Genomic DNA, 25,834 nt, shown 5'->3' with positions numbered 1-25,834 from the left:
TAGATGTGGATTAATTTAAAAGAGAAAGAAGGGGTGCACATGAGCAAGTCAAAAAAAGGTATTCAGATTTTACTTGCAGGAATGATAATTGTAGTAACCGCATGTAGTCAATCAAACTCTTCCAAAGAATCACCGAATTCTTCAACGGCGGCAGTGCAAAAAGCTGCGGATCCATTTGGGAAATCCGAGAAACCAATCACGCTTAAAATTGGAAAAGAAGTTGATGCGTCGGATAAAAGCTTACCGGCCGGCGATTCTCCCGAGAATAACCAGTATACCCGTTATGTTAAAGAAAACTTGAACATTGATACGAAGATTGTTTGGCAGGCCGCTGGAGGAAAAGATTACGAACAAAAGGTGAATCTATCCATTGCGAGTAACGACTTGCCTGATGCGTTAGTTGTGAAGGAAACGCAGTTCAGACAAATGGTAAAAAGCGGCCAGCTTGAAGATTTAACCGATGTTTATAATAAATATGCTTCGCCAACCATTAAAGGCATTATTGAAACAACGAATGGGCTTGCACTCAAATCAGTTACAGTTGATGGGAAAATGTATGCCTTGCCAAATGTAACACCGGAATCAGATATGGTACATTACATGTGGATTCGCAAGGATTGGTTAGATAAGCTAGGCCTACAGCCTCCTAAGACGATGGATGAGTTGGAAAAGGTAGCCAAAGCCTTCGTGGAGCAGGATCCCGACGGTAATGGGAAGGCAGACACCATCGGTATTGCAGGTCCGCAACTAGGCGGAAAGCTCAATGCGGATTTTATTAATCCGAATAGCAACAACTATGGATTTGACCCCATCTTTGCTTCATTCCATTCTTATCCTGGATATTGGCTAAAGGGCTCTAATGGCAAAGCAACGTACGGTTCCATTCAGCCTGAAACGAAACAAGCGCTTTCCAAGCTGCGTGATTTCTATAGCAAAGGTTTAATCGATAAGGAAATGAGCATTCGCAAAGATGCACAAGAATCAATCAAAAATGGAACATCGGGCATCTATTTTGGTGTATGGTGGTCAGGTGGGTATGGTCCGTTAGCGGACGCGTTTAAGAATAATCCGAAGGCAAACTGGCAGGCCTATACCGCACCACTTGATGTGAATGGCGAATTTACTCCGCATATGGGCAACCCATCGAACCAATATCTCGTTGTTCGGAAGGGTTATGAGCATCCTGAAGCGGCGATTCAAATGCAAAATCTCTTGTATCGAGATGAATCGAAATTCGATGTGAATGTTGCGATTGGCAATTATCCATTACGTCTGGTCTTTGCCTCGATGGATGTAATGGATGTTACCTATAAAATGTTGAAAGAGGTTTTAGCGGGCACTAAGAAGCCGGAAGACTTAAATCTTCCCGGATATAACCTATTAAAAACGGACGCTGAAAATGTAAAGAAAGTTAAGTTGGAGCCTTACGACAATTATGATATCCAGTATTGGAACCCGAATGCGGATTTGGGAGTATGGAAACGAATGTATTCTACATTCGTCGGCATCTCTCCATTGCAAAAGCCTTATAAAAAAACTTACAGCGTCACCTATTCGCAGACTAAGACCATGGAAAGTAGATGGGCTGCACTGGATAAATTGGAAAAGGAAACATTTCTCAAAATTATAATGGGGGCTGCCCCTTTAGATTCCTTCGATCAGTTTGTACTCGATTGGAAGAAGCAAGGCGGAGACCAAATTCTTGCAGAAATAGACGAAGTCGCAAAACCATAAATATCCCTAAAGGCGTCAGTGAAATCTGGCGCCTTTCTCTAAACAAGCGAGAATGGAAGTGATTACAGAATGATAACTAAGGGTTATGCCAAGCATTACTATCTCATGCTCCTCCCTGGATTTATTTGGTTGACTCTATTCAGTATCGTTCCTATGTTCGGAATCGTTATTGCTTTTCAGGATTTTAATCCTGGCTTAGGCATGTTTCATTCTGAGTGGGTTGGATTGGAAAACTTCAAGTATATGTTTACGCTTAATGATAGTAAGACGATTTTTTTTAACACGATTTTTATTGCTGTAATGAAAATTATCGCGAATATGGTCGTACCGCTTACCTTTGCCCTGTTGTTGAATGAATTACGTGTGACAATTTTAAAGAGATGGATTCAGACGATTGTTTATTTGCCTCATTTTTTATCTTGGGTTATTCTTTCGGGTATTCTTTTGGATATCTTTTCTTACAAAGGACCGATTAACGAGATTTTGTCTGTGTTTGGTATAAGCCCTACTGTTTTTTTTGCCAGAGCAGATTTGTTTCCCTTCATTGTTGTTGGAAGCGATGTTTGGAAGGAGTTTGGATTTAACACGATTATTTTTTTGGCGGCTTTGACGGGCATCAATCCCTCTTTATATGAAGCGGCTGCGATTGACGGTGCGTCGCGTTTGCAACAATTGCTAAATGTCACGCTGCCCGGAATTATTACAACGGTTATTTTGCTCTCTGTACTTAGTCTTGGCAATGTCTTGAATGCTGGATTCGATCAAATATTTAACCTTTATAATCCTCTTGTTTATTCAAGCGGTGATATTATTGACACCTGGGTATATCGAACCGGTTTATTGAATTTACAGTATGGTTTGGCAACGGCCGTTGGACTGTTAAAATCTGTTATCAGTTTTACTTTGATCACAACGTCCTATTTCTTGGCTGCTAAATTTGCAAATTATCGTATTTTTTAATAGTAACCTCTGTGACGGTTACTTTTCGAATTGATGTTTAAATAAAGGAGCATTACAACTATGGTTATAGAAAAAACATTTGGCTCCAAAGCATTTGATGTTTTGCTTGTCGTGCTTCTGGTTGGCATTGCGCTTTTGTGTGTACTTCCTTTATGGTACACGCTTGTGATCTCGTTAAGTGAGAATGCAGCAGCTTCCTCGGGTCAGGTTGGATTATGGCCGGTGGGGTTTAATTTGAGTTCATATAAAGAAATTATGGGAGACAGCAAATTTTTTAATTCTTTTTGGGTTTCAATACAGCGTGTCGTATTAGGATCCAGTCTTAATTTTGTAATCATCATTCTCATGGGCTATCCGTTATCCAAAAATGCGAAAGATTTGCCTTTTCGAAATGTACTCATGTGGATTTTGGTTTTTACTATGCTATTTAACGGCGGCCTGATCCCTTGGTATCAAACGGTTAAATCATTCGGATTAATCAATAATATTTGGGCACTCGTGCTAGGGAATAGCGTTCCGGTTTTTAGTGTTATTCTCGTTATTAACTATTTTCGCAATCTGCCTAAGGAGTTAGAAGAGGCGGCGTTAGTGGATGGAGCGGGTCCATGGTACATGCTTGTAAAAATTTATATTCCACTGGCTGTTCCGGTGCTTGCTACGGTTACTTTATTCAGCATAGTCTATCATTGGAATGAGTTTTTTAACGGTCTTGTGCTGATGTCCAGTAGCGATCATTATCCGCTGCAAACCTACATTCAACAATTGGTCGTTATCATTGATGCACAAACCATGACAGCAGAACAAATTCAAAAGATGAGCGAGCTTTCCAACCAGACGTTGAACGCAGCCAAAATCTTCATTGCAATGATTCCAGTTTTAGTCATTTATCCGTTTTTGCAAAGATTTTTTATCCATGGGATTACGTTAGGATCTGTTAAAGAGTAATTAAATAAAGGAGATACAGCATGCTACCATCACTCGCACTTCTTAAACGTCAACTGGAGGGAATTCTGCGCAATAAATTCGAGCAGGGACATCAAACCTCGGGTTACTTAGCCAAGCTGGAAAAGCTTCCCGCAAGCTATGATGCCTATGTGGAATTCGCTCACAGCTTGGTTGATATTCCAATGAGGGACAATTGGCCTTACTATGAACCCAATGATTTAGAGGAGATATGGCGGGAATGCGATCCGGCTCGACCTCTCGGACAGGTCGGAATCCTGAATCTGAAGGACAGCTCCAAGCGAGTAGAGGCGGCATTCCTCGCTTCAGTCTGCGGCTCCATGTTGGGCAAGCCAATTGAGGTAAACCCCAGCCTGTCGGAATTGCGTCAAGCGCTAACTTCCGTAGGGGAATGGCCACTGAACGATTACATTTCTGATGAAATCCTCCGTGCATTGGATCGTCGTCATTGGTCCTGGTATGAAACGACCCGGGGGCGAATGCATTACGTGGCACCTGACGACGATATCAATTACACCTTAATGGGAATGATGGCGCTAGAGCAATTCGGCACTGGTTTTACGAAAAGAAATGTAAGAGACTTATGGATTAATCATATTCCGATAAGCACAACTTGGGGTCCAGAGAGGGCTATCCTCCTTCGATCGGGGATGAGCTATTTGGAGCATGATAGGGACATATTTCATCATTCTGAAATCGAGGGTTGGCCTGACTTCATGGTCCAGGATACAGAGCTATGCGGTGCAGCGATTCGTGCAGACGCTTACGGCTATGCCTGCCCTGGTCAACCAGCCCTTGCTGCTGAGCTGGCTTGGCGGGATGCAAGCTTTACACACCGCCGGACCGGTATCTACGCCACGATGTTCATTGCTGCTGCGATTGCTGTCGCGCAGGTGCTGCGCGATCCGATAGAAATAATGAGTACTGCCCTGCAATTCGTACCTAGACGGAGCCGATTCTACGAGATTACTCAGGATTGCCTGCAGATGGTCGCGAATGCAGACAACTGGCTGGCAGCCTATCAGAGCATTAACGATAAGTACGCGAATTATTGCCATTGTCAGGTTTATCAGGAAATAGGCACCTTAATGAATACATTTCGATTTGCTGAAAATGTCGGAGATGGGATTTGCAAGCAGGTGATGCAAGGCAACGATACGGACAGCTTTGGGGCAACAGCCGGTTCTCTGCTTGGGGTTTATTTCGGCTCTGGCAGTTTGGAACCAAGATGGCTTGAGCCATTTCAGGACCGAATTTATACGGGGTTATCTTATTTTAATGAGCAAAAGCTTTCTCGTTTGGCTGAGCGGATGGGGCGTTTGCCAGAACTGCTGCACAACGGCCAACATCGGATTCAACCCAGTGAACTCTATGTGAACGAGAACGCGGATTCCGGCCATTGAATTTGATTTTATCAAAAAAACGAGTATGAATGGATGTTTGTAGGACTTAGACTTTGTTGTCGCTACTGAAAAATCATTAATATTTGAGGTGTATGCATGTGGTGAAAATTATTGTAATAGGCAGTATTAATATGGATATAGTAAATCATGTGTTGAAACATCCTCTCCCAGGTGAAACGATTAAAAGTCTAAAGACTGACTATAATCCTGGAGGAAAGGGAGCAAATCAGGCTGTAGCAGCAGCTCAAGCTGGAGCTCAGGTCATATTAATTGGTGCTGTTGGTAATGATCCATTCGCTTCGCAGTTATTGTCCGCTATTCGTGGAAGCGGTGTCCAGTCAGATTTTATTGTTCATAAAGATGGAAATACGGGATTAGCATCAATTACAGTAGATGCGTCAGGAGAAAATCATATTATTCTTTCTGAGGGAGCTAACGGTTTGTTAACAGTAAATGATATACAAGACTCTCTTGATGTGTTTGATACTGCTGATATTGTGATGCTTCAAAATGAAATAAATTGGGATACTACGAGATATGTGATGGAAGAGTCCTATAAACGAGGCATTAGCGTTTACTTTAATCCCGCCCCAGCATTACAAATACCGTCAGATATCCTTCATTTAATTGATGTGTTAATTCTCAATGAAACTGAAGCCGAGTCTGTTACTGGAATCCCCATCTCTAATGATTACGGAGCAGTTCAAGCTTCTGTAAAATTAATAAATGGAGGAGTAGGGAATGTCGTGCTGACGTTAGGAAATAAAGGATCAATGTTTACCGATAGTAGCTGTAATGTTATGCATGTTCCATCCTTCGACGTACAGGCAGTTGATACGACGGCGGCCGGGGATACCTTCATTGGAGTTTTGGCTGCATCGACAGGTTCGAAGGATATTTCGGAAGAGACTTTGCGATTTGCCTCTGCTGCTGCTGCAATAAAAATTACACGAAAAGGTGCCCAAGATGGTATTCCGAATAAATCTGAGATTGAGGCATTCTTAACAACTACAAATTCAAAGAAGTAATGATGTGGGTCCCTTAGGAAACTCGAGATATCGATATCTTAGTGCGTCAAAAAAAAGGGGATGAACGATAGAGTCCGCCCTTATTTTTTGATTACGGGCAATGCCGGATACGAAAGTACTTGCTTAAACCAGATGTCACCAAATGAAATCTGGCTGTGTGCAATTGAAACGGAGCTTCTTGTTTACTTCAGCCACGACATAGCAGTTGTCGGATGTGAGAAATATTATTGTAAGAAATTCACTTGTAACTTAAAAATAACCGTCAGGAGGATCTGACGGTTATTTTTTTGCAAGGTCATTCAATTATAAGTACTTGGATGTAGGCTTGCATATCTTCTCCGTATTGATAGAAGCTGTCAATTGAATAATTAAGAGACAACGCCCCTGCCTTTCCTCCTGCTTTCAAATATTCTGTCAGTGCTTTGCCATTTGCATATTTGGCATGTCTCCGTTTTTAATTGGTGGAATAACCTTAGCTATGTTCCTGAACCACGATTTTCCGTATTCAGAAGTATTCATCTACAGCAATTCGTTTTACCTGGGATCAATCCAGTTTTGACATGGCTTGGTCCACATAATGATGGAGAATTCTACACATACGAGTATCGTGCGCTCTTAGTTCCCGCGCTGCAGCATTTACAGGCATTTCAGCCATTAATCCCATTGCAAATGCGTCGAACTTCAGCGTAAAGTGTGACTTTGGTCGGATGAGAAATGAATAATTATGCATTAGCATGATTGTTCCCCAAAAAGTTAATTTAGCGTAAACCCCCCCAAGAAAACCCGCGAAAATAGTATAATTAATCCAAATAATACGGTTTTATACGATCACCAACTTTAGGCAATGCTTAGTCGAATATGAAAGCAAGACCAAGGAAGACTTATTAAAGCAAGAAATCGATGCTCTGTCTCAGAAGCTAGCCGAAGTCATTCAGTTGTAAAAGCAGGGCCCGAATGGATTCCTTAGAGTTTAGCATCTCTTGTAAGAAGCTGGCTCGTCTTGAACTTGTGTACAAAGTCGTTCAATACATGGGTTAAAGGGAGTAACAAGTTAGATGCAGTCTTCGTACCGGGAAAACACCCATAGCGACGCAGCATTTGGCGAATCATTTATTCAAAATGATCCTCATGCGACTCAGATCAAAACGCTGGCTCCTGATGGAGTTTACTACCGCCAAAGCACATTAGAACAAGCAAAAGGTAAAGACCAAGAGCTGAATCTATCCAATATGGCAGGACGTAAAGTTTATATTTCACTTGCCCGTTTAGGGAACAATTCCCGATGAAAGAACAGCAAAGACGTTGTATCCGCACTAAGACGGGGATTCCGAATAGACGATCTCCCTGTCAGGGGACTTCTGCTCTCAAAAATCTGGATACATGCTAAAATTTTGCCTACAACTTTAATGCATTTAAAAGGCACTCAGAGAGGCGGTAAAGAATGCCGTTTCACTTACATTTAGGAAACTGGAGGGCATTTAATCGTAATTGTTAGGTTTTCAAACTAATTTACAATTTTTATTTTATGCTTACTTTACTTACAGATGGTTTCAATTATGTAGTTTGGAAGGGGAAAATTTATGGAAGTTTTTAATGAATTAGAAGAAGGTATACCTGTTGGAATAATCAAATGGACTCCTAGTTCGTTACTAGAAACATTTCATTGGCATACTTCATTAGAAATTGGTTATTGTCTTTCTGGCAAAGGTTGGTTTTACTTTGGAGATAAAAAATTTAGTGTGAATCCCGGTGATGTGTTTATCGTCAATAATATGGAACGGCACATTGCTCAGTCTGACCCTGAAGATCCGAGCCAATACATATTTGTCTTTTTTAAAAAAGAGCTCATTGAAATTGAAAAAGAGTTATTAATTCCATTCTTCTATAGTCCAAGAAAGTTTATTAATCAAATATCTTCCGAATTAGAGGCTGCCAAAGAAATCGGACAGATTATTTTAGCTGTAAATGAGGAGATGGAAAAGAAAAGAACAGCGTACCCTGGCATGATTCGTAGTTATATTTTGCGAATTTGCGTTCTACTTTCTAGGCATTTCAAGAGCCATATATCGCCGGGGGAATTTAACCAAGTCTTTGCGCTTTATTACAAGTTAGAGCCTGTATTAACCTACATACATGAAAATTTTAGAGAACCTCTAGAACTCTCAGATGTCGCTAAGAAACTTGACCTTAGCCCTTCGCGGGCACGCCACTTATTTAAAGAGATTATGGGGGAAGGATTTAAGGATTATCTGCTCCATTTACGTGTGAATGAAGCAAGAAGATTACTGTTGAATACAAATTTGTCCATTGTGGATATATGTTATCAATCAGGGTTTCAGAGTCACAACCCATTTTACCATGCATTTCAAAAAATTGTAGGGATGTCTCCTGGGGATTATAGGAAAGCGGCTATGAGAATAAATAGCCCTTTTTGTGAATCGGATTAAGTATTTAGTGAAGAAATTTCACCTATTTAGGATTATATTTTAAGTAGATTAAAGGATATAAGTTATGTGAACTACCATTCCCGGTAAACGGGGAAGGCTTATATACAATATGAAAAGTGAGGTTCTATGAATGAAGAAACAGATGAAAACAATTTTGACATTAGTCGTCTTAGCTACGGCATTAGCAGGTTGCAGTAGTGAACCGGCAGCTAACACTTCAGCAAAACCAAAAAGCACAGGGCCGGTTAGCTTGACATTCTGGCACGCCATGGGGGGCTCGAACGAAGAGGTTGTCAAAAAGATGGTCCAAAACTTTAATGAAACTGTCGGTAAGGAAAAAGGAATTACAATCACACCGGTGTTTCAAGGATCCTACGCTGATCTGCTGAAAAAAGTAAAAGCAGCCGTTCAGGCGAAGAACGAAAAGGACTATCCGGATATCGTACAGATTCCTGCTTCGGACACCTCTTATATTAAAGATGTACCAGCGATCATCTGGGCTCAAGATCTGCTTACCAAAGATCCGTCTTTCAAAGTCACGGACATAGAGCCGAATACGCTTGCCGGCTTTAGCTTCAAAGGTAAGCAAGTAGGCATTCCTTTTGCAAATTCCACGATTTTGCTCTATTACAATAAAAACTTGTTTAAAGAGGCAGGTCTGGACCCGACTAAGCCTCCGCAAACGATAGACGAATTAGGAAAATACGCGGCAAAAATGACCAAGAAAAGTGGTAGTCAAGTTACCCAATGGGGCTTTTCCGTCACTCCTGATCAATATCAACTGTCAAGCTGGATTGGCATGCAGGGAGCCTATATTGGTAACAACAAAAACGGACGTGCCGATTATATGACGGCTGTTGAGTTTGATACGAACGGAGCGATGAAACGATTTTTGACAGAGTGGAAAAAAGTAGTAGATTCCGGAGGCATCCAGACGGGCACCGATGTCAAAGCAGATGAAGAGTTTGCGGCTGGAAAACTGGCTATGTTCGTTACATCTACTGCAGCATTAAAAGGCACACTGGCTAAGGTCGCAGACAAATTTGAAGTTGGGACCGCATTCCTTCCCAAAGTGAATGAAACGGACAAAGGGGGAGTCGCGGTCGGCGGTTCCGCACTTTATATTATGAACAGGGGAGATAAAGCGGCATCAGATGCTGCATGGGAATTCCTGAAATATGGCATTACGCCGGAATCCCAATTTGTATGGCACACTGGAACCGGGTATTTCCCTGTAAACACAAAAACGTATGATCTGCCTCAAATGAAAGAGCATTTAACCAAAAATCCATTGTTTAAAACAGCAATCGAGCAGCTCCATGCGTCGTCTCCCGAAACTCAAGAGCCGATGGGACCGGTAAGCGCCGAGTTCAGCCAGGCTATGCGAGAGGAGACCTTGAACTACGTACAAGGCAAGAAAAACATAGATCAGGCGATCACGGATATGGCAACTGCAAGCAACAAGGCTTTGAAGGATTACAACCGGGCAAATAATATTAAATGATGCTGAGGGGTAACTATGCATATTTCTTTGATGACTTATAACTTGAGAACCTGCTTGGCACAGGACGGCGATAATGCTTGGGAGTACCGTTGCGATAAAGTGGCAGCCATGATCAGAGAGCATAGTCCGCTGCTTTTGGGTACTCAGGAAGGAAATACCAGTATGCTGGAGGATCTGCAGTTAGAGGAATATCATTGGATCGGCGAGGATCGGCTTGGAGATCGAGGAGATGAGCACTGCGCTATCTTTTTCAAAAAAGACGAACTGGACATTGTGGAACACGGCACCTTCTGGTTATCCGAGCAGCCGGAGATTCCGGCAAGTATTAGCTGGGACAGCTCTCTGCCACGTATTTGTACCTGGGGGCACTTTCGGCATAAAGGCACAGGTACGGAGTTACTATTATTCAACACCCACCTAGATCACCAGGGGCAGCAGGCAAGGGAACAAGGTGTTCGGCTTATATGGGAGCGAATTAAGGAACTGCGAGCTGCAAAAGATGTCCCTGTCTTATTGACAGGGGACTTCAACTCACAACCTGATCATGCGGTGATCCGCTTTATGAGGGGAGAGCCAGTTTGGGATGAGGCGCTTGTGGACATGTCGGATGCTTACTCCGTGATGGCTGGACCCGTAGGAGCAACGTTCCATGATAACTATTCCGGAAGAATGGAAGGAGAGCCGATCGACTATATTTTTGTTACTCCTGACGTGCAAGTGTCATCCATTCAAATCGACCGACGGATGATTGACGGACGGTATCCTTCGGATCATTATCCGGTCGTCGCTCAACTGATTGCTATTGAAGGAGAATGATCCCGCGTGAATATAAGTTCAACTCAACAAGTGAAAAGCAAAGGATTAAAATATCATTTCACGAAGAAAAGATGGAGAGAAGCCGCCAAGCCATATTTGTTTATGCTGCCGTGTTTAATTTTTGTTTTCTTATTCACCTATTACCCATTTGCGAAAACCTTTTATTTAGGATTTACATTAGTGGATTTGAATGGTAATCCAATTGAATTTGTGTGGTTTGAAAACTTTATAAATATATTCAGTGATCAGAGAATGCTGCAAACTGTTTTTCATACGTTGAAATATACCGTCATCACAATTCCGGGAACCATAATTATCAGCCTTTGCATGGCATTATTGGCGGAAAAGAAACGGAAAGGGACAAGTATTTACCAGATTTTGTTCGCTTTGCCCATGGCTGTATCGATGTCATCGGCGGCGATGATTTTTCAACTGATCTTAAATCCGTCGATCGGCGTATTCAACGCTCTAACCGGACTCAGCATCAACTGGTTCGGTGATGAAAAGTATGCAATGGTTGGCATTGCTATTGTGTGCATCTGGATGGGCATTGGATTCAGCTTCTTGTTTCTTTTGGCAGCCGTCCGCAATGTCCCCGAAGAATTGCTGGAGGCGGCGGATATGGAGGGAAGCAGTTATTTTCAATCTCTGATTCATATTAAGCTTCCATTGATGTCCCCAACTCTCTTTTTTCTGATCGTCACGGATATTATTCATTCACTGATGGTTTTCGGTCCTATCATGGTTTTGACAAAAGGAGGACCTATGGGGTCTACCGAAACGATGATATACCGAATGTACATTGAAGCATTCGAGAATGGCAAATACGGATATGGCAGTGCTGTTGGTATTATGATCTTCATCATTGTTATGTTATTTACTTTAGTTACCTTTGCGTATGAAAAGAAAGGAGTGCATTATTCATGAAGACTGCCATGCAAATGCGCGACTTTCTATTCAGTACGATGTGTATCATCATTGGTTTGATCGTCATATCCCCGGTTATTTATTGTGTAAGTGCCAGTTTTATGAGTTCCGGCGATTTAAGCTCATATCCGCCTAAATTTATTCCAAGCCAATTATTTCTAAAAAATTATGAGATCGTATTTACTTCAACGCCGCTTCTCCGATTTATATGGAACTCTTTTTTGATTGCGATTATTGGAACCGTAGGCAGATTAATTACGAGCAGCCTGGCTGCATACGCATTTTCATTCCTGGAATTTAAAGGAAAGAAAATATGGTTCTTAGTTATTCTCGGTACGATGATGATTCCTGGAGACATGCTTTTTATAACCAATTATATTACAGTGGCAAACATGAAATTAATAAACACTTATTCCGGAGTCATCATTGTCATGATGGCATCCGCGACTTATATGTTCATACTGCGGCAGCATTTCTTGAGCATATCAAAAGAATATAGAGATGCAGCTTTTATCGATGGTTGTGGCGATTTCCGGTTCTTTACAAGCATGTTGGTACCCATGTCGAAATCCATATTGTCATCCATTTTTATTGCATCTTTTATCGGTTTGTGGAACGCCTATTTGTGGCCGCTGATAGTTACCAATTCAGAGAATATGAGAACGGTGCAGGTCGGGATTACGATGCTTCAATCTTCCGAAAGTATTATCTACGGTCCTATTATGGCGGGAGTAACCATCATCCTTATTCCTTCCGTTTTGGTCTTTATCATATTCCAAAAGCAGCTGGTACAAGGGATCACATTAGGCGGATTAAAAGGATAGTTTAATCAAATACTGGAGGCACTACATGAGCAGGATAAAATTGATTGCACTTGACTTGGACGGGACGCTGCTGAACGAGGATTCCCAAGTATCTGAAGAAAACCGGAAAGCGATCGCTGAAGCACGCTCTCAAGGAGTTACCGTCATTGTGGCAACGGGGCGGGAGGTACAGACCGCCAAGCCTTATTGGCAAGAGCTGAATCTGGAATCTCCGATGGTGACCGTTAATGGAAGCGAAGTGTGGAAGTCTTCCGGCGAGCTGTATATGCGACAAAGGTTAAATGTCGAAACTGTTAGGGCGCTTCATAAAATTGCCGTTGATGAAGATTGTTGGTTTTATGGTTATACGACAGAAGGAATGATTGATGGTGACAATTGGAGCCGAACTACCCCTGAGTCCCAATGGCTGAAGTTCTGTTACTCCTCGGAAAACCGGAACCAACTGGAACGGGTTCGGGCAAAGGCAGAAGAGGTAGGGCTATTCGAGATCACCAATTCCCATCCGAGCAACATCGAGCTCAATCCATCGGGTATTTCCAAAGCGAGCGGAATCCGCGAAGTATGCGATCTGTTGGCATTATCCATGGAGGAGGTGATGGCTGTGGGCGACAGCTTGAATGATAAAGCAATGCTTCTTGAAGCCGGTATAGGTGTAGCTATGGGCAACGCTCAGGACGAGGTGAAGCAATTGGTGAATGCCGTCACGGGCAGCAACAGGGAGGATGGAGTGGCGCAGGCGATTCGCCGGTATGTTTTGGAGGCAGATAAATAACGGAATCAGATTTGAATCTTCCTCAAGTTCATTTATCCACGAATGCGTTCTCAGGCGATGCTTCAGTTAGTAGGCAGCTTGTCTCTGAATTCTTGAGGAGAGACACCAAACATTTTTTTGAACAAAGGCTAGACACTTGGCCTGCCAATCGCTGACCGTTTGAAGTAGGTTTGAATCGTCACCTGATGTAATGAATTTACGGGTTTCTTCCAGCCGTTGCAATGCTTCTTTGCCATTACGGGCTTCAGCGGTAACGACGACTTGCTCAAAGGAGTTGGCAAGCAGATCGCGCAGATGTTGCGGAGCAGGCGAAGCGGGTTGTACGGTTTGGGGATGGAAAGAAAATCTCATAGTAATCCAATAGTATGTGCATTCACTTAATAAGTGAGTGCTTTTTATTTTAGTGTCACAAAGAATGCTTTTAGTGGAACCACACCTAATATCGTTATCCCAAGCTACCTAACCTAAACATGCTGAGGGATTACCTAAATATTTTTATATATTCTTCAGATTGAATATGTAATTTGGGTTTAAATGGGAAAAACTACTGAAAATCTAAACAAATAATCTAATTTTCATTTCTTCACGAAAAAGAAAGCGCTATCTATAATAATGAAGTAGGCCAAAGCAATTCAAACGCAACACTAGAAAGCACATTAGGGGAGGTTGTATAAAGTGAATGTTAAAAAAGTAACAGCTTTATCACTGAGTACGGTTATAGCAGGAGGACTACTAGCAGGGTGTGGCACGTCGGACAAGCCAGCCGCAAAAGAAACAGCCAAAGCAATAGGTACATCAACATCTAAGGACACAGGAAGCAAAGAACCAGTTAAACTGACGTTCTGGTTTCCAGGCGCAGATAAAGCGAATGATGAATACTTCAACAATGCGGCGAAAGAATTTGAGAAGCTGCATCCGAACGTAACGATCGAAACAACCGTGCTACCATCCGCTGCGGAAGATATTGATACGAAGCTGAATTCCGCGAAGCTTAGTGGAACAATGCCTGACATTTTCTCAGCGTACCTAGCTTTCATGGGATCAAGAGGAGCGAGAGGTGATTTTGCCCAACTAGATGCTTACATGGATAAATGGGACCAAAAAGCGGATATCATGGACAGCGCGTTAAACGCGGGTAAATATCAGAATAAGACGCTTGGGTTAGGCTTCTTCCCTGCACCGGAAATACTGACTTACCGGAAGGATTATTTCCAAGAAGCAGGTCTGGATCCGAACAAGCCGCCAGCGAACTGGGACGAGCTAGCCAGCTATGCGGAGAAGCTCACGAAGCGGGATGCGAACGGCAACGTAACTCGTGCAGGCTTTGATATTCCACTCACTTCAGCAGACGTTTTCGTTGAACCTTTCCTTCGTCAGAATGGCGCGAAGTTGATCGACGAAGGGCAAAGTGTTCCGGTTCTGAATGATCCGAAAGCGGTTGAGGGTCTGAAATATTTGGTTGACCTCAACAACAAAAAAGTGAGCATTCCGTACAACTATCAGAAGAAGGATGAAATTCCTTTTGTAAGCGGTAAATCGGCGATGTCTTTCCTTCAAACAAGTGGAATTAGTAATCTGATTAAAAACAATCCGGATTTGAAAGACAAGCTAGGCTTTGCTCCCGTCCTGCAAAAAGAAACAAAAGTCGGCTTCAACGGCTACCGTCTTTTCACAATTGGAAGCACTAGCAAGCACAAGGATGAGTCTTTTGAATTTATTAAATTCATGATGTCCAACGATCAAGTTTGGAAGCGCTATAAAGATTTGAAAATTCCGGTTGTGAAGAAGTCGTTGGGTAAACAATTTACTGACGAAGATCCGGCATTTAACAGCGTGCTCTTGGATTACGTAAACAATGGTAAAGGGAAGCCAGTTGTTCCTTGGTTAGCTCTTTACAATAAATACATCATCCAATCCTATGAGGAAGCGATTAGCAAGAAGAAAACACCTGAGCAAGCACTTAAGGATGCACAGGATAGTCTACAAAATGAACTGAAAAATATGGCTAAATAATGTTCCTTAAATAAGGAAGCGGCAAGCGAGCTTGTATGACACGACATTCAACAATCGTCTACAGGCCCGCTCAGCCAGCTCCGTTAATAGGGCTGGAAGGAGAGTCACCATGAACGCAAGCCTAGCAACTCGTGAAGTGTCACAGGTTCGTAAAGTGAACAAGGGGCAGCTTGATCGCGATCCCATTGGATATGTATTAATCGCTCCATTTTATTTCTTCCTGCTTATCTTCGTTTTAGTTCCGATTCTCATGAACATCTATTTAAGCTTCACGAATTATGATATGAACAGTATGGATTTTATCGGGTTGAAAAATTACAAAATATTGTGGGGAGATAAATTTTTCTGGATATCACTCAAAAATACGTTTATATACACGGTGTTTACACTCTTGTTTACACTTGGACTTGGCTTGATTTTCGCCAGCTTATTGAATAACAAACTCATTGGACTTTCTTTCTTTCGGACTGGATTTTTCACACCGCATGTGACATCCATGGTTGCTGTATCGATGATTTGGTTATGGATTTATGAACCATCACGCGGAATCGCGAATAGCGTACTCGGTTTTTTTCATATTGGAGGTAAACAATGGTTGTATGATGCCAACTGGGCGATGGTTGCCCTGATCATCATGGGGATTTGGAAGTTCGTCGGCTACAACATGGTTATCTACTTAGCGGGTTTGCAAGGGGTGCCGCGGGATTTATATGAAGCCGCTTCGGTAGATGGCGCGCATACGCTTCATAAGTTCTTTTACATTACAATCCCCATGCTAAAGCCGATCACATTCTTCCTACTCATCACAGGGCTCATAAACAATTTCAATGTATTCGAACAGATTAAAATTTTAACTAACGGCGGTCCAATGAATTCGACGACGACGATTGTTCATCAAATTTATAACCGTGCTTTCGGGGAATTTCAGCTAGGTTACTCATCCGCAATGGCAACGGTATTACTGGGGATTATTGCGGTTATTACCATCGTCAATTTCAAATATGGCCAAGGTAATGACATCGATTAAATAAGGTGGTTGATGAATCATGGAACAAACAAAACCTAAGATCGCTCTTTCCATCATCGTACTGATATTTACACTTCTGATGATTTTTCCTTTTCTGCTTATGGTTCTGACATCGCTCAAAACGATGGGAGACATCATGTCGCCAAGCTTCATCTTTTTCCCGAAAACGATTGTATGGCATAACTATGTGGAAGCGATGAGCCGTGGAAACTGGGGTAGATACTTTTTCAACTCACTTTTTGTCACCATCATTACAGTTATTGTCAGCCTGTTGCTGAACTCGATCGCTGGCTACAGCTTCGCTAGATTGAATTTCAAAGGCCGTGATTTGCTCTTCCTTATCTCTTTAATCGGTCTGATGATTCCTCCGCAAGTTACGATGATTCCCGTGTTCTTGATTCTGAGACATGTTCCTTTTGCGGGTGGTAACGACTTCCTCGGGCAAGGCGGCTTAGGATGGATCAACTCCTACATGGGCTTGATTGCGCCATATGTGGCCGGTTCCTTCGGGGTGTTCTTGTTTAGACAGTTTTATCTCGGCTTTCCGAAAGAACTGGATGATGCAGCTAAAATTGATGGCTTGACGCGCTTTCAAACCTTCATGTACATTTATGTGCCTGTCAGCAAGCCGATATTTGCCACGTTGGTTGCGCTCAAGGCTACACAATCTTGGAATGAGTACACATGGCCGCTTATCGTGACGAACGCAGATTCAATGAAAACCGTCCAGCTTGCGCTGACGATGTTCCGTGATGAGACGCAGGTACAGTGGAACCTCTTGATGTCGGCAACAACGCTCATTATCTTACCATTGCTTGTACTCTTCTTATTTACACAAAAATATTTCGTCGAAGGTATCGTCACATCAGGTATTAAGGGCTAATCAACGAGAACTAGAAAAAGGAGAATGAGGATGAAAGCAATCGTATTGCTGATGGACTCGGTAAATCGGCATTATCTTAGCGCTTATGGCGCAAAAGGCGTAGAAACGCCGAATATAGACAGAATTGCCGAAAAATCGGCTATTTTCACGAACCATTGGGCAGGCTCGTTGCCCTGCATGCCGGCACGCAGAGATATGATGACGGGACGTCTTGGGTTTCTAGAGCGAAATTGGGGACCGATTGAACCCTTCGATCAGTCGCTGCCGCAGGTGCTGCGGGATCATGGGATTTTTTCACACATTTCAACGGATCATTACCACTATTTCCGCGTCGGCGGAGAGAATTATTGTCAGCAGTTTAACACGTGGGATTTCATCCGCGGACAGGAGCTAGATTCCTGGGTGTCTAAGGTTAGTGAACCGGAAAAGCCAGAGCAGATCGGCAAATACCTTCCACAGTATGCGCTGAATCGGACACAATTTCATACCGAAGAAGACTACTCATCACCTAAGACGATCAAGTCAGCGTTGAACTGGTTAGATAACAATAAAGATGAGGATAACTACCTTCTGTGGGTAGAGGCATTTGATCCGCATGAGCCTTTCGATTTACCTGAAAATGAATTGACGAATTACGGGGATGATTACGATGGTCCCTCCTATTACTGGCCAGAGTATGGGCAGGTCAATGTGCCGGACGATGCGCTTAAGCACATTCGCAAACGGTATGCCGCACTGCTAACGATGACGGATCGTTGGGTTGGGAAGCTGCTCGATGCGATGGACACGAACGGGATGTGGGAAGATACCATGCTGATCTTTACCTCTGATCATGGTTACCTGCTTGGCGAGCACAACTTTATGGCCAAAAATGTGATGCCTGCATACAACGAGATTTGCCATATTCCTCTGATGGTGCATGTGCCAGGAAGTAATTGGGCAGGTAAGCGTATTGATGCATTAACGCAAAATATCGATGTGTTTCCTACCATTATGGAGCATTTCGGTTTGGACGAAAACACGTGTTGTCGGAATAAACTTCACGGTAAATCGTGGTTGCCTTTGCTGCGCGGGGAGTCTGAGACGATTAGGGATAGCGCGATTTACGGCTATTTCGGGAAAAATGTGAACATCACGGACGGGGAGTACACCTACTTCCGGGCTTCACTTCTTGCGGATAATTCGCCTATTTATCTATACACAGCGATGCCAACGACGATTGGCCATTACTATGGCACCGAGCAAATTGTGGATCCGAGTCGGATTGAAATGGGACCTTTTCTCAAATGGACCAACTTTCCGGTCTATAAAATTGCCGGAAGTAATGTGCAGATGAAGGACCAAACGCAATCCTTCCATGTGAACAGTGAATTTATTCGAGAAAACTTGCTCTACCATAACGGTAAAGACTACGGACAGCATCATCCGATACAGGATGAAGAGGCAGAGAAGCGGATGATTGAACTACTGCGCAAAGCCTTGGCAAATCATGATTCGCCGGATGAGCAGTACGTACGTCTAGGTTTAGAGTAGCATCGTAGGGAAGGTTCAGCTACACCATGCAGGTAAGACCTTCCTTGCGTTTACTATATAAAAAACAAGCTTCAGGGAGGTTACGATGATTAAATTAAAGAAAAATGTAAGCGGATTCACAAGTCTGGTGCTAGGTACTTCAATGCTCATTGGAGGAACGATCGCTCCTTTCAGCGCTGCGGCTGCGGATGCAACGACGACACAAATTACCGTAGATCCAAGCGATGTCATGCATGCAATTCAACCTGGCCTTTTCGGTGTTAATCACCGCTATTTCGTTGATGGTGTCGGCATGTGGGATGCGAAAGAAAAGCGTGTGAACCCCAAGTTTGATAAAGCAGTCAAGGATATTGGGCTTAAAGCGGTTCGTTACCCTGGGGGGACGACAGCGAATTTGTTTTGGTGGAAGCGCTCTATTGGACCTACCGAGCAAAGAATGAATCAAATCAATCCTTATTTGGGCAATGGTCCAGAAAAGTCGAATTTTGGATTAGACGAAGGGATGCGCTTCTCCGAGAGTAATGGCTACGTGACGCCGTATGTTTATAATGTCGGTAATGGGAATCCACAGGATGCTGCCGACCTAGTTGAGTACCTGAATGCACCGGCAGATGCCGCACATCCGTGGGCAATGAAACGGGCCGAGAATGGGCATCCAGCTCCTTATAACATAAAAGATTTCGAGATTGGAAATGAGATTAACCTGTTTCCGACTATGAGATATTGGTTGGATGGGAAATTGATATCCAATAACCCAGATCTAGTTGCTTTAAATAATAATACCAATATGAAGATAGCCTATTTGTATGTAAACGGGGGCACGGTGAAATTTACGCTTCAAAAAACCGGGCTGATCGATGATTGGCGGGATGGCACAATGGCAGGAGATCCGATGGATGCTTCCCAAAGCAACGGCAGCTCAAACCAAGTAAAGTATGCGAAGTACGCTCCGATTGATCTGGGATCGCAGGTGGACGTATCGGTCGGCAATGATGTAAACAACCCGAGCAGCGGTAAGTCAGACTGGGTTGGCGAAACATGGACGAGAGTAGCGTCTTTATCTGGGGCAGGCGCAATAAATGCGTACGAGCTGGATTATAGTACCGGTGTTATTAAATTTGGCAGCGGCGGAAACAATGGGAATATACCTGCCTCAGGCAAGGAAATCCGCGTCACCTATCAGACCACTCACGCCGGGTTTGGTGAATACTATAACAAGATGAAAGCAGTAGATCCTTCCATAAAAATTTACAGCGCCATGGATCAGGATTACGCAATAACCGCATTTGGTAAAAATGTTCCATACGATGGACTTGTGATTCATCCTTATAGTGGTGGTTTTGCAACCCCTTATGATCCTAATAACGTTCCTAAGTACCACTATGCTTCTATCCTGGATGCCGAACTAAAAATCCATGAAACCAAGGAAAAAGGAGACGCGTCCTCACAATTATCGGGGCGCAGCATCAAGCCTATTGTTACTGAATTTGGCCCACACGATCCTGAAAGTAAGAAATATCAGGAGAATGGCGTATCCAAAACTGCCCTTTTATACGAAGGGTCTTTGGGAGCAACCCTGCAAACTGCGAATATGCTCATGCACTTCATCGATATGGATATGGAATACGCATTGCGGCATTCTCTAATTGACAGAACGTTCGAGAATAAGTCAGCCGTACCTATGGCGCTTTTTGACACGTACACCTTTTTGCCGTCGGCTTCCGCTAACATGTATAAAATGTTTACTCATATGAGCGGTGAGAACGAAGTGAAGTCATCTATCGTTAATAATCCAATAAGAACTATAAACATTGACAACAAAGATCAAAATATCAATAAATTGATGACAGTGGCTTCAGCAACTGGAGATGATTTGTATTTAATTGTTCTCAATCAGGATGCAACAGATGCGGTTAGTTCCAATGTTCAATTGAAGGATTATAAAGCGGGCACGGCAGAAGCTTGGACCTTGAATGGTGATAAGCTGGATTCAATTAACACGAACGAGAAGCCAGATACGGTGAAAATTGACACAGCAAAGATGAACATCCAAGGGGATCACTTCACCTACACGTTCCCTGCGCATTCCTTGACTGCATTTAAATTTAGCTCCAAGTGGAAAGACATGAAGGGTCACTGGGCAGAAAAGCAACTGCAAGAAGGTGTTACCAAAGGTATCATAAATGGCTATGATGACGGATCCCTTCTTCCGGATCGTGCGATTACACGCGCTGAATTCGTAGCCATTATGTCTAGAGCCCTGCATGTACAAGGAAATACAGCAAATGCTGCTTTCGCCGATGCGAGTCAAATTCCAGCATGGGCATTAGCGGATATGAACAGAGCTGCAAACGCAGGGTGGTTGACTGGCTTTGAGGACAATACCGTTCGTCCTAATCAGCTCATTTCCCGTGCGGAGATTGTAGCTATCCTAGGACGCGCAATGAAACTGGATGGGAATGGTACAGCAACAACGAGCTTCGTTGATGATGCTTGGGCGAAAAGCTTTGTCGCACAAGCCGCGGCAAGTGGCATTGTGAACGGTCGCGAAGGAAACAACTTCGGACCGAATGAGAAAGCTACAAGAGCAGAAGTCGTCGTTGCTGTCCTTCGTATGTTGGCAGCAGCTGCGAAATAACAATCATTTAACTGATTGATAAACAGGGGGGGAAGCGATGCTTCCCCTCTTTTTTTCAGTGGATTTAAGGGATTCTCCCTTTTTAGTTTTTTGGTACATGTAGAGTATGAAACAGGACATCCTACTTCTTTGATGAGAATCGCTACTATGAAGCCAATAAAAGCAAGCATGGCAAAAAGATACGTCCCGTAGTGCTGAAAGAAATCTGGAAATTTCGAGATTGTGGAGACCCGAAAAAAAGGGTTTAACCTGCTCACATGTGAAGGGTGCCACGATCTTTAAGGTGGGTGCCTTTTTGGTGCAAGGGGTGTTTCTGCACGACGTGTTCATGCGGAGAAACGGAAGAGCGGAGCCGTGTCTTGTCTGAGGACGTATCTCAAGTCAACCATCGACATGTTAGGTAGCTGTGAACGTACTTATGTGTTCGAATTGGTGCTGGTGTGGAGGTATAAACAAGCTATTTGGCAGAATGAGATCCTCTAGCTTTGCAATCGCGCGGAGATAAGGGAACGTCAAGCCGCGATTATAGGAAAATGTGTCATGATAGAGATCCAGAGGGAACTACAGTGCGCTATAATTCCGAAAACCGCCATATTCCACGCCAGAGGGAACTACGATCCGCTATTGCACCATTTCCCGGTTGGAATCAGCAGGTTCCGCTTAAATAGCGGATTTCAGTTCCTTTTCATGCTACGTTTACCCCAGTTCCCGCCATTTAGCGGATCATAGTTCCTTTTCACACGACGATCTCTGTCATTGCGAAGCCCAAAGGGAACTAGGATCCGCTATATTGCTGAAAACCGTTATGAAGATGCTCATCCCTCAGGGTGGCAAAGCCACTTTTCTTAGTGTTCCTATGAGAGAAAATTCTCTTTATTTGTGATACAACTTGCTGTACTCCGAGGGCTTCATCCCAACGATTTTCTTGAACACCTGGCCGAAATAACTCGGATTGGGATAGCCGATCGCTTGGCATACGGTATAAATATTGGGATTAGACTCTCTAAGCATGGCCTTTGCCTCATTGATCCGCAGATTAGCTAAGTAGTTATTGAAATTTCCTCCTGTTTGAACCTTGAACAGCTGGCTTAGATAACTTTTATTCAGATGAAATTGATGCGCAATCGACTGAAGTGAAATATCCTCACTGAAGTTCTGTTGGATATAATCGAGAATAGCTTGGATGGTAGGGCTTATCTGAGCATTTCGTTTATGCTTCAATTGGTTCTCGATCTCCATGAGAATGTGGTGAGAGATTGCTAAGCATTCGTCTAAATGGCGGGAGTTTTCGATATTTTTGAAAAAAGCAAGCTTCTGTTTATGCAGCTCTTCAATGTCGAACGCTTTCTCATCGAGCCGGTGGATCACATAATATAACACTTCAATAAACCCATTTCGCATGGCATATGGATCAACATAACGTTGTTGAAGCATACTCTCTTGGACAACGGTATCAATGTGAGCATAAAGTCCTTGGAAATTTTGTATATCTATGAAGTCGTTCAGCAACTTAAACTGTAAATCCAAGCGGGTGCTGCGCTCACGATAATCAGATCCTTGTAAAAAAGTGCCGGATGGCATGTAGAACCGGAAGTTGGAGATCGCAAGCAACTGCTGATAAACGGAATGGATTTCCTCAAACCCGGAGAAAACGTCACTGACACAAAGCCAGTACTGAACGTCATATGAGGTAAGAATAGTTGTCATCCATTCCAGATTTTCAGGATCCGAGTGATTCTGGAGGATGAGGACTTGCTCGGGATTCACAGCAAAGCAACAGCCATTCTCTCCCCCTCTGAATTTACTCTGCAGATCCTCGACGATTGTTTGAGAGATCTGGTTAACTGGCGAATCGTCAAGAATGGAATCGCCTTCCTCGTATTCAATTTGCACTAGAATAAGGCGTAGGTGACTTGATTGCAGCGAAATATTGAAATCATCCAGCTTATTTTGAAGGGCAACGGAACATTCAATAGGCTGTGCCAATAGGCTCTTCAAGAAGCTGAGCATGGATTGGCTTTTTGGTTTATTAGGTCTAGTAGGAGGCGATTGCTGCAGATTGGTCAGCTTGGCTTTGTTCATAGCGTTCACCAGGTCTGTATACTGCATCTTGGGCTTCAAAATATAATCAAGCGCACCAAGCTGCAGTGTATCCTTTACATAATCAAAATCATTGTAAGAGCTTAGAACAATGACCTGAATATTCGGATAAGATTGCTTCAGGATGCGTGTAAGCTCAATCCCATCCATAACAGGCATGCGAATATCGGTAACAACGATATCTGGGTGAAGGCTTTCCACAAGGGCTAACGCTTCAACGCCATTCGCCGCATCCCCAACAATTTCAAAGCCGCTTTGGGTCCAATCTGTCATATGGATAAATCCCTGACGCAGGAGCTTTTCGTCGTCAACAATGATGACTTTATACATGATCTTGCACCTCATTACATGAATGTACGATTGGTAGTGTTAGGGTAACCGAGGTTCCCTTACCAGGTTGACTAGTGATTGCTAGACCGTATTCTCTACCAAAATTTAATTTCAAGCGTTCGTCGACGTTGCGGACACCGATGCCGCTGAAACGTGAATGAAGCCGATCGCCAGAATCGTTAAAAATAGCCTCAATTTCTTGCTCCGTCATCCCAACGCCGTTATCGATGATTTCAATGCGGATACCATCCCGATAATGAGAGCCATAGACGGAGATGCTGCCTTCACATCCGCTTGGTTCAAGTCCATGAAAAATGGCATTTTCAATAATGGGCTGCAGCAGCAACTTAGGCAGCTTGTACTGTAAGAGTTGTTCATCGATATGGTAATTCATCGTAATCGTATGGGACGTCCGAATTTGCTGAATATAGATGTAGTGATCCATATTTTCAATTTCATCTTGGATGCTAATGAGCTCATGACTTCGGTTAATCGTTTGCTCCAGCAAATTAACTAGGGCGTTGATGGTCGGCTCGATGAGATGTGTCTTCTGGACCCAGACCAAGCATTTTATCGAATTGAGTGTATTGTACAAAAAATGTGGATTAATCTGCATCTGCAGGGCATGTAGCTCAGCCATGCGTTTCTCCTCTTGATTTTTGACGAGTTCATTAATGGTTCGCTCTAACTTATAGATCATTTTATCGTATTCAGTTGCTAGCAAGTTCATCTCATTCACAGGAGAGTGTTGTTTAATTGTTTGGACGTTACCTTGCAGGAGATACGTCTGAATCCGTCTAGATAATTTGCGGAGCGGCATTGAAAACGTGCGTGAGATGAAAATAGCAGCGATCAATGACAGCAAAATGCAGATACAGGCAATATAGAATATTTTGGATTTTAAAACATCGATATCCTTGTAAATTAAGGACATTGGAATTCTCTCGACAATATACCAATTCATACGATTTACTTTTGTATAGAGCGTAAGGTACTTTTGATTATTTATGGTAGAAACCTTGTAATTTTCATCGTTTTTGGCTAAAAAGGTTATAGGTGGATCGCCGGAAATCCTACTTCCAACCAGCTCCCGGTTGCTATGTGAAATTATATTCATGTCCTCATCCAGAATGAAAATTTCTTTGTCTTCATTTAATAGCCCCTTATAAATGTTATATAAGCTAGTCTCTTTGACGCTGAGTACGAACACGCCATAGGATTTATTGGTGTTATCGGTTTGTAATAATTTAGCAGCAGTAAATACGTTGCTATCTTCATTGTTTTTCAGAAAGCTTTTATGCGTATTTAACCAGGTAATACGATCAGGTGTTCTCTCTAATAAATCCTTCCAATTATAGCTGAGTAACCGGACAGGATCTACAATATTGTTCTGATAATTCTGGGTGTAAATCAAGCCGTTCTGACCGATCAGAAAGGATTGGAAATTGAGCCAATCGAAAGCGAAGGAATAGCGCAGCATGTTGTTTTCCACTTTGGCCTGATCTAAGAGCTGTTCATAGATATTGGTATAGGTTTTGGTGAGATTAGCTTCCAGCTCGTTGTTCATATTGTAGATGTTGACGATGGCGGTCACTTGGTCGAGCAATACGCTAATATTTTTGTCAATTTGTTCTAGAGTATCGGTATTAGAGCGACTGGCCTGTGCGTCAAGAAGCTTCTCGGATACCTTAAAGGAAACCAAGCCGATGGCAATCATGGGGATAATACTGAGTAAGATGAACGTGACAAAAAGTCTGCCGAAGATGCTGTTTTTAAACGAATTTAGTTTTCCCATAGGGTGTCCAATCCTTTAGAATGATAACGATTTCAATTGATGGAAGTATTGTAGACTGTATGCTTCAAATAAGCAAGGAAAACTATGGACGAAAAGTAACTCATTTCTATCGAAAAATGAGATAAAAAAAATCCACT

Annotated in this window: 21 protein-coding genes and 1 pseudogene; 18 read left to right on the top strand and 4 right to left on the bottom strand. The window is 42.9% G+C overall.

Annotated features, from left to right (window positions below):
- Positions 1-39 precede the first annotated feature (39 nt).
- From IEY34_RS10560 to IEY34_RS10540, 5 genes are all read left to right on the top strand, one after another.
- Complete coding sequence (locus tag IEY34_RS10560) at positions 40-1,734, top strand: extracellular solute-binding protein (RefSeq protein ID WP_189011146.1); 1,695 nt, start codon at positions 40-42, stop codon at positions 1,732-1,734.
- A gap of 69 nt (positions 1,735-1,803) precedes the next feature.
- On the top strand, positions 1,804-2,694 hold the full coding sequence (locus tag IEY34_RS10555; RefSeq protein WP_189011144.1) for an ABC transporter permease: 891 nt from the start codon (positions 1,804-1,806) through the stop codon (positions 2,692-2,694).
- A 60-nt stretch (positions 2,695-2,754) separates the two neighbouring features.
- On the top strand, positions 2,755-3,639 hold the full coding sequence (locus tag IEY34_RS10550) for a carbohydrate ABC transporter permease (RefSeq protein ID WP_189011142.1): 885 nt from the start codon (positions 2,755-2,757) through the stop codon (positions 3,637-3,639).
- A gap of 20 nt (positions 3,640-3,659) precedes the next feature.
- Entirely contained in the window at positions 3,660-5,060 is a 1,401-nt protein-coding gene (locus IEY34_RS10545) for an ADP-ribosylglycohydrolase family protein (RefSeq protein WP_189011140.1), read from the top strand.
- Between the two features lie 92 nt (positions 5,061-5,152).
- Positions 5,153-6,088, top strand: coding sequence for a ribokinase (locus tag IEY34_RS10540; RefSeq protein ID WP_229757567.1), 936 nt, complete (start codon positions 5,153-5,155; stop codon positions 6,086-6,088).
- Between the two features lie 544 nt (positions 6,089-6,632).
- On the opposite strand, the gene IEY34_RS37780 is transcribed toward IEY34_RS10540, so the two are convergent.
- Positions 6,633-6,818, bottom strand: a complete 186-nt coding sequence (locus IEY34_RS37780; RefSeq protein ID WP_373291223.1) for a helix-turn-helix domain-containing protein — start codon at positions 6,816-6,818, stop codon at positions 6,633-6,635.
- A 325-nt stretch (positions 6,819-7,143) separates the two neighbouring features.
- Here IEY34_RS37780 and IEY34_RS10530 point away from each other — a divergent pair, with 325 nt between their 5' ends.
- From IEY34_RS10530 to IEY34_RS10500, 7 genes are all read left to right on the top strand, one after another.
- On the top strand, positions 7,144-7,374 hold the full coding sequence (locus tag IEY34_RS10530; RefSeq protein WP_189011134.1) for a hypothetical protein: 231 nt from the start codon (positions 7,144-7,146) through the stop codon (positions 7,372-7,374).
- Between the two features lie 294 nt (positions 7,375-7,668).
- Positions 7,669-8,535, top strand: coding sequence for an AraC family transcriptional regulator (locus tag IEY34_RS10525; RefSeq protein ID WP_189011132.1), 867 nt, complete (start codon positions 7,669-7,671; stop codon positions 8,533-8,535).
- Between the two features lie 130 nt (positions 8,536-8,665).
- Complete coding sequence (locus IEY34_RS10520; protein ID WP_189011130.1) at positions 8,666-10,039, top strand: ABC transporter substrate-binding protein; 1,374 nt, start codon at positions 8,666-8,668, stop codon at positions 10,037-10,039.
- A 15-nt stretch (positions 10,040-10,054) separates the two neighbouring features.
- The gene (locus IEY34_RS10515) at positions 10,055-10,855 is read left to right on the top strand and encodes an endonuclease/exonuclease/phosphatase family protein (RefSeq protein WP_189011128.1); all 801 of its coding nucleotides are present in this window, start codon (positions 10,055-10,057) and stop codon (positions 10,853-10,855) included.
- Between the two features lie 6 nt (positions 10,856-10,861).
- Positions 10,862-11,782: a carbohydrate ABC transporter permease gene (locus IEY34_RS10510; RefSeq protein WP_229757566.1), complete on the top strand. Its 921-nt coding sequence runs from the start codon at positions 10,862-10,864 to the stop codon at positions 11,780-11,782.
- A complete protein-coding gene (locus tag IEY34_RS10505; protein WP_189011126.1) occupies positions 11,779-12,606 on the top strand; it encodes a carbohydrate ABC transporter permease in 828 nt (275 codons plus the stop codon). The genes IEY34_RS10510 and IEY34_RS10505 overlap by 4 nt, the downstream gene beginning before the upstream one ends.
- 25 nt (positions 12,607-12,631) lie before the next feature.
- The gene (locus IEY34_RS10500; RefSeq protein WP_189011124.1) at positions 12,632-13,378 is read left to right on the top strand and encodes a Cof-type HAD-IIB family hydrolase; all 747 of its coding nucleotides are present in this window, start codon (positions 12,632-12,634) and stop codon (positions 13,376-13,378) included.
- 66 nt (positions 13,379-13,444) lie between these two features.
- Here IEY34_RS10500 and IEY34_RS10495 read toward each other — a convergent pair whose 3' ends face one another.
- The gene (locus tag IEY34_RS10495; protein WP_189011122.1) at positions 13,445-13,729 is read right to left on the bottom strand and encodes a response regulator; all 285 of its coding nucleotides are present in this window, start codon (positions 13,727-13,729) and stop codon (positions 13,445-13,447) included.
- 324 nt (positions 13,730-14,053) lie between these two features.
- Between IEY34_RS10495 and IEY34_RS10490 the strand changes: the two genes are divergently transcribed.
- The 6 genes and pseudogenes from IEY34_RS10490 to IEY34_RS38110 all read left to right on the top strand — a co-directional run.
- Positions 14,054-15,391 carry an ABC transporter substrate-binding protein gene (locus IEY34_RS10490; protein WP_189011120.1) on the top strand — a complete coding sequence of 446 codons (1,338 nt, stop codon included), beginning with the start codon at positions 14,054-14,056 and terminating at the stop codon, positions 15,389-15,391.
- 109 nt (positions 15,392-15,500) lie between these two features.
- Entirely contained in the window at positions 15,501-16,418 is a 918-nt protein-coding gene (locus IEY34_RS10485; protein WP_189011118.1) for a carbohydrate ABC transporter permease, read from the top strand.
- Between the two features lie 19 nt (positions 16,419-16,437).
- The gene (locus tag IEY34_RS10480; protein WP_189011116.1) at positions 16,438-17,301 is read left to right on the top strand and encodes a carbohydrate ABC transporter permease; all 864 of its coding nucleotides are present in this window, start codon (positions 16,438-16,440) and stop codon (positions 17,299-17,301) included.
- A 30-nt stretch (positions 17,302-17,331) separates the two neighbouring features.
- On the top strand, positions 17,332-18,834 hold the full coding sequence (locus IEY34_RS10475; RefSeq protein WP_189011113.1) for a sulfatase: 1,503 nt from the start codon (positions 17,332-17,334) through the stop codon (positions 18,832-18,834).
- A gap of 85 nt (positions 18,835-18,919) precedes the next feature.
- Entirely contained in the window at positions 18,920-21,472 is a 2,553-nt protein-coding gene (locus IEY34_RS10470; protein ID WP_189011111.1) for an S-layer homology domain-containing protein, read from the top strand.
- A 125-nt stretch (positions 21,473-21,597) separates the two neighbouring features.
- A pseudogene (locus IEY34_RS38110) lies at positions 21,598-21,870 on the top strand (transposase zinc-binding domain-containing protein); the annotation flags it as partial.
- A 475-nt stretch (positions 21,871-22,345) separates the two neighbouring features.
- On the opposite strand, the gene IEY34_RS10465 reads toward IEY34_RS38110, so the two are convergent.
- Together IEY34_RS10465 and IEY34_RS10460 are read right to left on the bottom strand one after the other, a co-directional pair.
- Entirely contained in the window at positions 22,346-23,902 is a 1,557-nt protein-coding gene (locus IEY34_RS10465; RefSeq protein ID WP_189011109.1) for a response regulator, read from the bottom strand.
- A complete protein-coding gene (locus IEY34_RS10460) occupies positions 23,895-25,697 on the bottom strand; it encodes a cache domain-containing sensor histidine kinase (RefSeq protein WP_189011107.1) in 1,803 nt (600 codons plus the stop codon). The genes IEY34_RS10465 and IEY34_RS10460 overlap by 8 nt, the downstream gene beginning before the upstream one ends.
- Positions 25,698-25,834: the final 137 nt, after the last annotated feature.

It is taken from the genome of Paenibacillus marchantiophytorum (genome assembly GCF_014640555.1).
In the GTDB taxonomy this organism is placed as follows: domain Bacteria; phylum Bacillota; class Bacilli; order Paenibacillales; family NBRC-103111; genus Paenibacillus_E; species Paenibacillus_E marchantiophytorum.
The sequence above is the reverse complement of the archived record's forward strand: the minus strand, read 5'-3'. Positions and strand labels throughout refer to the sequence as shown.

What these genes read in the sequence shown, in the direction of transcription:
- IEY34_RS10560 (WP_189011146.1), top strand. Translation starts at nt 40, where the DNA reads ATGAGCAAGTCAAAAAAAGGTATTCAGATTTTACTTGCAGGAATGATA.
- IEY34_RS10555 (WP_189011144.1), top strand. Translation starts at nt 1,804, where the DNA reads ATGATAACTAAGGGTTATGCCAAGCATTACTATCTCATGCTCCTCCCT.
- IEY34_RS10550 (WP_189011142.1), top strand. Translation starts at nt 2,755, where the DNA reads ATGGTTATAGAAAAAACATTTGGCTCCAAAGCATTTGATGTTTTGCTT.
- IEY34_RS10545 (WP_189011140.1), top strand. Translation starts at nt 3,660, where the DNA reads ATGCTACCATCACTCGCACTTCTTAAACGTCAACTGGAGGGAATTCTG.
- IEY34_RS10540 (WP_229757567.1), top strand. Translation starts at nt 5,153, where the DNA reads ATGCATGTGGTGAAAATTATTGTAATAGGCAGTATTAATATGGATATA.
- IEY34_RS37780 (WP_373291223.1), bottom strand. Translation starts at nt 6,818, where the DNA reads ATGCATAATTATTCATTTCTCATCCGACCAAAGTCACACTTTACGCTG.
- IEY34_RS10530 (WP_189011134.1), top strand. Translation starts at nt 7,144, where the DNA reads ATGCAGTCTTCGTACCGGGAAAACACCCATAGCGACGCAGCATTTGGC.
- IEY34_RS10525 (WP_189011132.1), top strand. Translation starts at nt 7,669, where the DNA reads ATGGAAGTTTTTAATGAATTAGAAGAAGGTATACCTGTTGGAATAATC.
- IEY34_RS10520 (WP_189011130.1), top strand. Translation starts at nt 8,666, where the DNA reads ATGAAGAAACAGATGAAAACAATTTTGACATTAGTCGTCTTAGCTACG.
- IEY34_RS10515 (WP_189011128.1), top strand. Translation starts at nt 10,055, where the DNA reads ATGCATATTTCTTTGATGACTTATAACTTGAGAACCTGCTTGGCACAG.
- IEY34_RS10505 (WP_189011126.1), top strand. Translation starts at nt 11,779, where the DNA reads ATGAAGACTGCCATGCAAATGCGCGACTTTCTATTCAGTACGATGTGT.
- IEY34_RS10500 (WP_189011124.1), top strand. Translation starts at nt 12,632, where the DNA reads ATGAGCAGGATAAAATTGATTGCACTTGACTTGGACGGGACGCTGCTG.
- IEY34_RS10495 (WP_189011122.1), bottom strand. Translation starts at nt 13,729, where the DNA reads ATGAGATTTTCTTTCCATCCCCAAACCGTACAACCCGCTTCGCCTGCT.
- IEY34_RS10485 (WP_189011118.1), top strand. Translation starts at nt 15,501, where the DNA reads ATGAACGCAAGCCTAGCAACTCGTGAAGTGTCACAGGTTCGTAAAGTG.
- IEY34_RS10480 (WP_189011116.1), top strand. Translation starts at nt 16,438, where the DNA reads ATGGAACAAACAAAACCTAAGATCGCTCTTTCCATCATCGTACTGATA.
- IEY34_RS10475 (WP_189011113.1), top strand. Translation starts at nt 17,332, where the DNA reads ATGAAAGCAATCGTATTGCTGATGGACTCGGTAAATCGGCATTATCTT.
- IEY34_RS10470 (WP_189011111.1), top strand. Translation starts at nt 18,920, where the DNA reads ATGATTAAATTAAAGAAAAATGTAAGCGGATTCACAAGTCTGGTGCTA.
- IEY34_RS10465 (WP_189011109.1), bottom strand. Translation starts at nt 23,902, where the DNA reads ATGTATAAAGTCATCATTGTTGACGACGAAAAGCTCCTGCGTCAGGGA.
- IEY34_RS10460 (WP_189011107.1), bottom strand. Translation starts at nt 25,697, where the DNA reads ATGGGAAAACTAAATTCGTTTAAAAACAGCATCTTCGGCAGACTTTTT.